The following is a 7694-nucleotide window of genomic DNA, read 5'->3' as shown; positions in this document are numbered from 1 at the left end:
CTAGTTCAATTTCTGCTCAAACAACTCCAAAGCCCTTCCCTTCAGGGGGTTCTCCTCTCCCTTGAGCATTGCCTTCAGGGCATCGAGCTCGCTCTTGCTGAAGGTTTTCCCTCCGAGCTTATGCTCTTCAAAGGCTTCGGTTGCCATGGGGCAGACCAAGCGAACCATGTCAAGGATGGTCTGCGCATAGACCCGGATCTCGTACTGGGCACGGCTGTCGAGCCTGAGTTGCAGGAAGTGGAACAGATTGTGCAGATCCATCTGCCAATACCATTCGGTGTAGAGACTCAGCGGAAGGTCCACGCGGGCAAGTTCGCGGGCGATGCCCAGATCAAGCAGCCTCTGATACGTTTCATAACTGCGCTTCTGGTCCTCCCTGAGCAAGGCAAGCACTTCATCGGCCAGCTCGGCAGGAACGGATTCTTCAGTGCGGCCCTGTTTGTTGTCCTCGCTTTGGAAGTTGATGTGCGCCTTGTCAGGCAGATAGCACTCATCGCTCATGACGCTGTAACGGCCGCTGATCTCATTCACCCTGCCGGTGCGGTGGCGGATCCACTGCCTGGCTACGAAAATCGGCATCTTCACATGGAACGTGAAATTCACCTGCTCGAACGGGGAGGTGTGGTCGTTGCGAAGGAGGTAGCTGATAAGTCCCTTGTCCTGGCGATAGGTTTTTGTCCCGCTGCCATATGAGACTCGTGCACTTTGCACGATCCTTTCATCACTGCCCAGATAGTCAACGAGTCGGACGAATCCATGGTCCAGAACAGGAAACTCCTTATCCAGGATCTCTTCAGCTGCTGCTACAATGCAATGTGCCATGTCACTCTCCTCTGTACAAGTCTGTGTATTATGCCTTCCCAAGCCTTCTAGAGCAAGCCCATCCGACCAAGCAGGACGGCCAGTCCGGCACTGCAGGCTGTTTCGGTGCGGAGAATCCTGCTTCCAAGGCTGGCAAATGAGAAGCCGTTCCGATCGAAGGTGGTACGCTCATCATCGGTAAACCCACGCTCACCGCCGATGGCGAGCACAACCGAAGAAGCCGTAATGGAAGCATGAGCAAGGCTTGTGCTCTCACGTACATTATCCAACACAATACGTTGGCTGTTCTCATCGAGCAGGCTCATCGCCGTGGCAACCGAAGAAGCAAACTGCACCTCGCTGACACCGCACTTGCCGCTTTGCATCGCTCCATCCAACAGGATGGAATGGTATTCTCCGCTGGTGTAGAGGGTTGCCTGGGCGTACGACTTCTCCCCGGTCTGGGTGGTGCAGAGGATGATTTTTTGCACACCGAGGCTCACAGCTTCCCTCAAAATCCTGCGCATGCAGATGGGTCTGACCTGGGAGACCAACAAGGTCACCGGATAGAGGTACGCACTTTGGGTGTCTTCCATCACGAAATCGAAGAGGATGCTATCATTCTTCAGGGCGGTGAGGGTTGCAGTTCCCTGGCCGACATTGATGATGCCGGCTTGAAAACGCTCACCCTCCTTGAGCCGAAGGATTTTGCAGATATGTTGGGCCCGCGGGTCCTGCATGGGGAGCTCGTTCTGTGCAGAAAGGGCCTCAAAAAGGATGATATTCATACAAGCGAGTATAGCATAGGCACCGGTTTTGAAGGTAGAGTAAGGACATGAAGAACGCAATCTACCTGGCTACCTCCCACGACTGTGCAGCAAATCTGGCAGGGGAAGCATATCTGCTGACTCTTGAGTATGACCACATCCTTTTCTTGTGGGTGAACGATCCGTGCATTGTCATCGGACGTTATCAGAATCCATTCGCAGAGTGCAATCTGAAGAATATGGAAGAGCATAAGGTGCAACTGGTGCGCCGCCAAAGTGGTGGCGGTGCGGTGTATCACGACCAAGGGAATCTCTGCTTTACCTTGATAGGGAACAAAAATACAACCACCAAGGAAGAAAACTTCGCCCTGGTGCTCAAGGCGCTTGCAAGCCTAGGGTTGTCGTGTGAACTTTCGGGGCGCAACGACATCCTGCTCAACGGGAAAAAGATATCCGGCAACGCATTCCAGACCACAGCCACCAAGTTTTGCCACCATGGGACGCTTCTGGTCAGCAGCGACCTTTCGGTGATGAGCAACTACCTTACCCCCAGTTCAAACAAGCTCGCATCCAAGGCTGTGAAGTCAGTTGCCTCAAGAGTGGGAAATCTGAAGGAAGGACGAGCGGACATCACCAACGAAATGGTGCAGACAGCCCTTGTCGATGCCTTCAATGCTGCCTACGGCCAGACGGAGGTAACCCCCATAGACTTCAAGACCCTCCCCCAAGCCCAGGAGAATTATCACCGGTTTGGAGACATTTCGGTGATTCTTGAGAAGACTCCCCAGTTCACCCACTCCTTCACCCACCGGTTCGAATGGGGTGAAGCCACGTTGCATCTGCAGGTGGAGAAAGGGGTCATCAGTGAAGTGAGGATGTTTACCGATGCCCTCGATACATCGATTGTCGATCGAGCTGTCGCCATACTGAGCGGAGCTCAGTACAACCAAAAGGCTTTGGAAGAACTTGCACAAACAAGTGGGCAGGCCGATCTTGCCAGCCTGCTCGCTCATGTAGTCTCTTTACTCTAGCGTCCGCTGAGCTCTATCAGGGAGCGGAGCCTGTCGATGCGCCATGGCTCGACGTGCAAGCTCTTGACTCTCCAGCTCCAGTTGCCCTGTCCGCACGTCGAGGGGATGTTCATCCTTCCCTCCGAGCCGAGTTCCAGCCAATCCTGCATAGGGAGTATTGCATCCTTTGAGCAGCTGAGCAACATCTGCCTGATCATCTGCCAAACGACTTGATCATCGGGACACTCCAAATACCGTCTTACAATGTCCTTGCCTTCACCGTCCAACGCTTCATACCACCCCCGTGTGGTGTTGTTGTCATGCGTTCCGGTATAGATGACGCTGTTGTACACGCAATTGTGTGGCAGGTATGCATTGGTTGCATCCAATGCTCCGCCTTTCACATTGAAGGCAAACTGAAGAATTTTCATACCGGGGAAGTTGTTCAAATCCCTGAGCTCTTCGACATCCTCGGTAATCACGCCCAAGTCCTCTGCTATGATGGGAAGCTGGTCGCCCAGCGCCTGCTTCAGTGCAGCAAACAACTCCTTGCCCGGAGCTTCGACCCAGCTGCCGTTCATTGCCGTTTTCTCACCTTGAGGGACCTCCCAGTAGGCCGAGAAACCACGGAAATGGTCGATGCGTACAATATCGCAGGTCTCCAAGGTTTTCTGGATTCGCTTGATCCACCAGGCAAAGCCCTCCTTCTGATGGGCTTTCCAGTCATAGACGGGATTGCCCCACAGTTGCCCCTCATCGGAGAAGGCATCCGGGGGTACGCCGCTGGAAACAGTTTGCCTGCCTTCCTTGTCCATCTTGAACAGATGTCGGTTCGCCCATGCATCCACACTGTCGGGAGCAACGAAAATCGGAATGTCTCCGATGATTTGGATGCCGTGGGTGTTGGCGTAGATCTTTACACTTTGCCACTGGGTGAAGAAGAAATATTGCTGAACCTTGATGACATCAAGGCGGTTGGAAAACTCTTTTTGGACCTTTTTCAAGGCTGCTGCCTTTCGAAGCCTGAGCTCCTCGGGCCAAATCTCGAACCAGCGCGAGTCGTTGTAGTGCCTGCAAAGCACTTGGTACAGGGCGTAATCGTCGAGCCACCAGGCATTCTCGGCTACAAAGCTCTGATAGGATGCCAATTCCTCAGGCTCTGCATATGCAAGAAACTCATGGGCGGCCTTCTCCAGCAAAGGTTCCTTGAAGGAACGTACCATGCCGTAATCGACTCTTTCTGAGGGGAAACCCGGATTGAAAAGCACGTCTTCGACATCCAGATAGCCGTCATATGCAAGGCTCTTCAGGTCGATGAGCAGTTCGTTCCCTGCAAATGAGGAACGGGCTGCATAGGGTGAATCCCCATATCCCGTGGGCCCCAGGGGAAGGATTTGCCAGAGGCTTACCGATGTTTTTTCCAGAAGGTCAAGGAATTGGAAAGCCTCATCGCCCAGCGACCCTATTCCGTGTTTTGATGGTAGTGATGTAGGGTGCATAAGCACTCCGCAACGTCGTATGTTGTGTTTCATACTTCGACTATACTGCATTTGGCTCTCCATTGGCTATCTGAGGGCAGCAAGACTTTCCCTTCAGCTCGCCTTGTTGAAAGCCAAAAAATCGGATATACTTGTGCTATGAATTTACCGCAGGGGAAAGTACAATTTGTTGTTGGGGAGCACGTCGTGTATCCTCTTCAAGGTGTAGGCGTCATCAAACGCATCGAAGAGCGGATGTTCCGAGGTGCGGTGACGATGTATTACGTCATTTACCTTGATATCTCAGACATGACGGTTATGATTCCTGTGGAAAAATCAAAGGAGATGGGGATCAGGCCCATCGTTGAGCCAAAAGAAGCCCAGTCGGCAATCGATTCCATTTCCAGCAAATACGAGCCGATGCCTGTTGACTGGAAGGCTCGCTATCAGATGAATGTTGATCTGCTCAAGCAGGGTTCCATCGCTTCCATTGCCAAAGTCGTCCAAGCTCTTTACCACCGCAGCAAGATCAAGGAACTGCCGGTACAAGAGCGCAAGCTCTATGATAATGCTCTGCGGCTGCTGATTGATGAGACCTCGTTCTCTTTGAAGAAAGACAAGAAGGAGATCGAGCTGCTCGTATTCTCCCGACTGGAGAAATAATATGGCTTTTCCCAAACATGCGGTGATAGTAACCGCTGCAGGCAGCAGCGAACGGTTCAATGCAAGCAAGGACCTTGGTGTCAAGAAAGAGTATCTGGCCATTGACGGGCATACAATTCTGTACCGCTCCATCGTCCCTTTTCTGCAGGTCCCGAACTGTGCCGCCATCCTGGTCACCTATCCCGAGGGGATGGAGGACCAATGTGCCGTTGCCCTGGAAGACTTATTGCATCAGAACTTTGTTCCCCTGATTCTGGTAAAAGGCGGGAAGAGCAGGCAGGAATCAGTCTACGAAGCACTGAAGTTTCTCTCCACCATGGCCCTCGATGCTGAATTCGTAGCAATACACGATGGCGCCCGTTGTTTTGTCAGTCCTGAGTTGATCATTCGCACCCTGGCCACTGCAAAGGTGTTCAAGGGGGCGGTCCCCGCCCTACCCGCCACCGATGCGTTGAAGATCATCGATGACAACGGAATGCTCACCCATCACATTGACAGAGCCCATGCCGTTGGGGTGCAGACTCCCCAGATATTCAAGTATCCTCAAATCTGGGAAGCCCACCAGCGGGCACACAACAGCGGTACCATCTATATTGATGATACCCAGATCTTTACCGACTTCGGCCTTCCGGTAGGCGTCTGCCAGGGGGAGCGGGAGAACCGCAAGATAACGTATCTGGATGACATTACTGATGCCGAGGCCCAGATTGAACAGTATTTGAAGAATTTGGAAGAGGGAAAGCGAAGCGCCAAGGCTGCAAGATTGCTGCATCAGGCCATGGATGAGGCAAAAAGGGAGCAGGCAGGCCTATGAGAGTGGGAACCGGCTGGGATCTTCACCGCCTCGGTTCGGGAAGAACGCTCATCCTCGGAGGTGTCGTGATTCCCAGTGAGAAAGGCGAGATCGCCCACAGTGATGGTGATGTCCTGGTTCATGCAATCATCGACGCCCTGCTTGGCGCCTTGGCAAAGGGCGATATCGGTTCTCACTTCCCCGACTCCGACCCAAGGTACAAGGACATCAGCAGTATACGTCTTCTCAAGCAGGTTCTTGAGCAGGACCTTCCACCTTACCGGATAGAGAACCTCGATACGACCATCATTGTACAGAGACCCAAGCTCAGGGAACATATCGATGCCATCAGGGCCAACCTTGCACAAGTACTGCAGCTTGAGATGCACCGAGTCTCGGTAAAGGCTAAGACCGCGGAGACCATCCTGGGTGAATTGGGAAGCGGGGATGCAATCATTGCCCAAGCCAGCGTCCTTATTTCTGAAATACCGTGTTGACACAATCCAAATAAATACTTTATAGTTGTGCCTGCGCCCAGATGGCGGAATTGGTAGACGCACTAGGTTCAGGTCCTAGCGGGGTCACACTCGTGGAAGTTCGAGTCTTCTTCTGGGCACTATAGGCAAACCTTTTACTACAATGAAATTGTAAGGGGTTTGCCTTTCTTTTTGTCAAAATTATCCCTTCAATTTCTCGACCGGGTTTTGGCCCTGTGCACAGTTGTGTGCACAGTAAGATGGAGGATGAAGGGATATGCGCGCAAGAGAACCGTTTACATTGTACAAGAGAAAACTGGCAACCAAGGTGGTCTTCTACTATGTTGCGTATGATGATCAGGGCAAGCGGAGAAAGTTCTCAACGGGGTGCACCACCAAGTCCCAGGCACTTGCGTATACGATGGAATTGTACAAGACAAACTCCCTTATCCCTGTGAAGAAAGAACCGGTTGTGCTGCTGACGTTTGGGGTTTATGCCAAGGGATGGTGGACCCCGGATTGTGATTACGTCAAAGCCGAGGCACTACGAGGGAGAAAGCTTACTGCCCAATACATCAACACAAACAAGCGGAGCATGGAGAAACATATCCTTCCTACCTTCAGATCTTCTTTATTGACCGAGATCACCTCGGCTAAAATCGAGGCATGGCAGCGTTATCTGATTGAGAGGAAGAAGCTCTCGACGAAGTATGCAAACAACATCCTATCTATCTTCTCCGTCATTCTGGACGAAGCCAGGAGAGAAGGACATATCAAGGCCAATCCTGCGCGTGAAGTGAGAGCCTTTGCCAACAACAGCAAGCAGCGGGGTATCCTTTCATTCGAAGAAGCACGTGATCTTCTGACAAATCTTTCCTATTGGGACAATCCGATCGCTTATACTGCATCCCTGCTGGCAGCTTGCACAGGCATGAGGGTTGGTGAAATCAGGGCCCTACGGCCTTGTGATCTCCGAGACGGATATATTCACGTCGAACACAGTGTGGACCTCCAGGGAGCCCTCAAGGGCACAAAAACTGGCGATAATAGAGACCTTCCCCTACCTCAAAGCCTGATGGATGCACTGCGAACTCTTGCCGACCATGCAGGAAAAGAAGGACGAATCTTTTCTGTTGCAGGTGTGCCTATGAGTACCGATGCCATTCGTGACAGTTTCTATCGGGCAATGGCAGTTAAAGGCATCACGGAAGAAGAACGGCGAGAAAGAAACATCACGTTCCATTCCTGGAGACACTTTCTGAACTCCCAGCTGTTAGCAAACGGAATCAATGAATCAAAGACCAGGAAGATCATCGGTCACTCTACTGCAGAAATGACGAAGCGTTATGCACATTTCTTGGTGAATGATTTCGCGGATGTACTAGAAATCACCGAGAGTATTCTCCACACACAAATCGAGAGTCAATAACTTACTTTCATCAGCATGCAATAGCACCTATTGATTACTATTGATACGTATTGAATGCACATTGATACGTATTGGTGAATGCACATTGATACGTATTGGTGTTGACAGATTGGTGTATGCATGGTATTTTTTGTACGTAAAGAAAGGGCGAAAAAAGGGTTAGATGTAAACACTGTAAAGTGTCCCTTGAGTAGCCCAATTTTTTATCAAGAGGCTGATATGGAATCAATTCTAATGATTGATGGTGGTTTCTTAAAAAAGAAAGGCTCAATCATAA

8 protein-coding genes and 1 tRNA gene are annotated in these 7694 nt (G+C 51.4%); 6 read left to right on the top strand and 3 right to left on the bottom strand.

Annotated elements, in window-relative coordinates:
• Positions 1-822, bottom strand: coding sequence for an FAD-dependent thymidylate synthase (thyX, locus tag B3K89_RS09495; RefSeq protein WP_293891293.1), 822 nt, complete (start codon positions 820-822; stop codon positions 1-3).
• A gap of 47 nt (positions 823-869) precedes the next feature.
• The gene (locus B3K89_RS09490) at positions 870-1589 is read right to left on the bottom strand and encodes an RsmE family RNA methyltransferase (protein ID WP_345907331.1); all 720 of its coding nucleotides are present in this window, start codon (positions 1587-1589) and stop codon (positions 870-872) included.
• A 47-nt stretch (positions 1590-1636) separates the two neighbouring features.
• Between B3K89_RS09490 and B3K89_RS09485 the strand changes: the two genes are divergently transcribed.
• Positions 1637-2599: a lipoate--protein ligase gene (locus B3K89_RS09485; RefSeq protein ID WP_293891299.1), complete on the top strand. Its 963-nt coding sequence runs from the start codon at positions 1637-1639 to the stop codon at positions 2597-2599.
• Here the strand turns inward: B3K89_RS09485 and malQ are convergent.
• Entirely contained in the window at positions 2596-4110 is a 1515-nt protein-coding gene (malQ, locus tag B3K89_RS09480) for a 4-alpha-glucanotransferase (RefSeq protein ID WP_345907330.1), read from the bottom strand. The two genes, B3K89_RS09485 and malQ, sit on opposite strands and share 4 nt — an antisense overlap.
• Before the next feature lie 105 nt (positions 4111-4215).
• Between malQ and B3K89_RS09475 the strand changes: the two genes are divergently transcribed.
• The 5 genes from B3K89_RS09475 (at position 4216) to B3K89_RS09455 (ending at position 7417) form a co-directional block, all read left to right on the top strand.
• Positions 4216-4719: a CarD family transcriptional regulator gene (locus tag B3K89_RS09475; RefSeq protein ID WP_293891308.1), complete on the top strand. Its 504-nt coding sequence runs from the start codon at positions 4216-4218 to the stop codon at positions 4717-4719.
• 1 nt (position 4720) lies between these two features.
• The gene (locus B3K89_RS09470) at positions 4721-5533 is read left to right on the top strand and encodes an IspD/TarI family cytidylyltransferase (protein ID WP_293891311.1); all 813 of its coding nucleotides are present in this window, start codon (positions 4721-4723) and stop codon (positions 5531-5533) included.
• On the top strand, positions 5530-6009 hold the full coding sequence (gene ispF / locus B3K89_RS09465) for a 2-C-methyl-D-erythritol 2,4-cyclodiphosphate synthase (RefSeq protein ID WP_298502987.1): 480 nt from the start codon (positions 5530-5532) through the stop codon (positions 6007-6009). Before B3K89_RS09470 ends, ispF begins: the two co-directional genes overlap by 4 nt.
• Before the next feature lie 35 nt (positions 6010-6044).
• Positions 6045-6128, top strand: a tRNA-Leu gene (locus B3K89_RS09460).
• A 137-nt stretch (positions 6129-6265) separates the two neighbouring features.
• On the top strand, positions 6266-7417 hold the full coding sequence (locus tag B3K89_RS09455) for a tyrosine-type recombinase/integrase (protein ID WP_345907329.1): 1152 nt from the start codon (positions 6266-6268) through the stop codon (positions 7415-7417).
• Positions 7418-7694: the final 277 nt, after the last annotated feature.

This window comes from Sphaerochaeta sp. UBA5849 (genome assembly GCA_002432715.1).
GTDB lineage: Bacteria > Spirochaetota > Spirochaetia > Sphaerochaetales > Sphaerochaetaceae > Sphaerochaeta.
Note: the sequence above shows the minus strand (reverse complement) of the source record. Positions and strands in the feature narration are given on the sequence as shown.

Coding starts and splice junctions, on each gene's coding strand:
- B3K89_RS09475 (WP_293891308.1), top strand. CDS start 4,216: ATGAATTTACCGCAGGGGAAAGTACAATTTGTTGTTGGGGAGCACGTC.
- malQ (WP_345907330.1), bottom strand. CDS start 4,110: ATGAAACACAACATACGACGTTGCGGAGTGCTTATGCACCCTACATCA.
- ispF (WP_298502987.1), top strand. CDS start 5,530: ATGAGAGTGGGAACCGGCTGGGATCTTCACCGCCTCGGTTCGGGAAGA.
- B3K89_RS09470 (WP_293891311.1), top strand. CDS start 4,721: ATGGCTTTTCCCAAACATGCGGTGATAGTAACCGCTGCAGGCAGCAGC.
- B3K89_RS09490 (WP_345907331.1), bottom strand. CDS start 1,589: ATGAATATCATCCTTTTTGAGGCCCTTTCTGCACAGAACGAGCTCCCC.
- B3K89_RS09485 (WP_293891299.1), top strand. CDS start 1,637: ATGAAGAACGCAATCTACCTGGCTACCTCCCACGACTGTGCAGCAAAT.
- thyX (WP_293891293.1), bottom strand. CDS start 822: ATGGCACATTGCATTGTAGCAGCAGCTGAAGAGATCCTGGATAAGGAG.
- B3K89_RS09455 (WP_345907329.1), top strand. CDS start 6,266: ATGCGCGCAAGAGAACCGTTTACATTGTACAAGAGAAAACTGGCAACC.